Annotated in this window: 2 protein-coding genes; both read right to left on the bottom strand. The window is 60.6% G+C overall.

Annotation, left to right across the window (positions count from 1 at the left end):
• The coding region (locus tag F8N66_RS31420) for a lysozyme inhibitor LprI family protein (protein ID WP_150773752.1) at positions 1-281 on the bottom strand (281 nt) is incomplete at its 3' end.
• On the bottom strand, positions 226-502 hold a 277-nt coding region (locus F8N66_RS31940), incomplete at its 5' end, for a hypothetical protein (protein WP_224790538.1). The genes F8N66_RS31940 and F8N66_RS31420, both read right to left, overlap by 56 nt.

Here is a 502-nt window from a genome sequence, read left to right as displayed (position 1 = left end):
CAATCCGCATGCCGGGTCGTCCGCCATTGCTGTTGAGCGGCCTTGAGTTTGGCGGTGATGTCGGTCAGTTGCGCCGGGTTCTTGCCGTAGAGCGTTTGCATGCGCTCGGTCAGGCTTTGGTAGTTGGCTTTCAGCAGGTCTTCGGCGGTGGTTTTGCTGTAGACCGAGCATTCCAGGGTCTGGACTTCGTTTTCGACTTTGTCGCAGGGGTTATCGTCGGATTCTTCAGCCGCGTGTACGCCGGTCGCTATCAGTGCCAAAGCCAGGAAGATCGATTTCATTGCGCCGCCGCCCCGTCCTGCTCCGGCTCCCAGAAAACGCCACGGCCCGGGGCAGTTCCCGTTTAAGCGGGGGGTGGGTGGCGATGAATTCGTTGAAGTTTTCGGGGTCGGTGGGCAGGGCGGGGTTGCTGAACAAGGGAGGGAGGTCGTGGGTTGGGTTTTCCTGGTTTGGCACCTTTTCCGGGTCGGTCACTGCTTGGCCGTTCTTTAGGCGGGGTGCG

This window comes from Pseudomonas fluorescens (assembly GCF_902498195.1).
In the GTDB taxonomy this organism is placed as follows: Bacteria; Pseudomonadota; Gammaproteobacteria; order Pseudomonadales; family Pseudomonadaceae; genus Aquipseudomonas; species Aquipseudomonas fluorescens_BU.
Note: the sequence above shows the minus strand (reverse complement) of the source record. Positions and strands in the feature narration are given on the sequence as shown.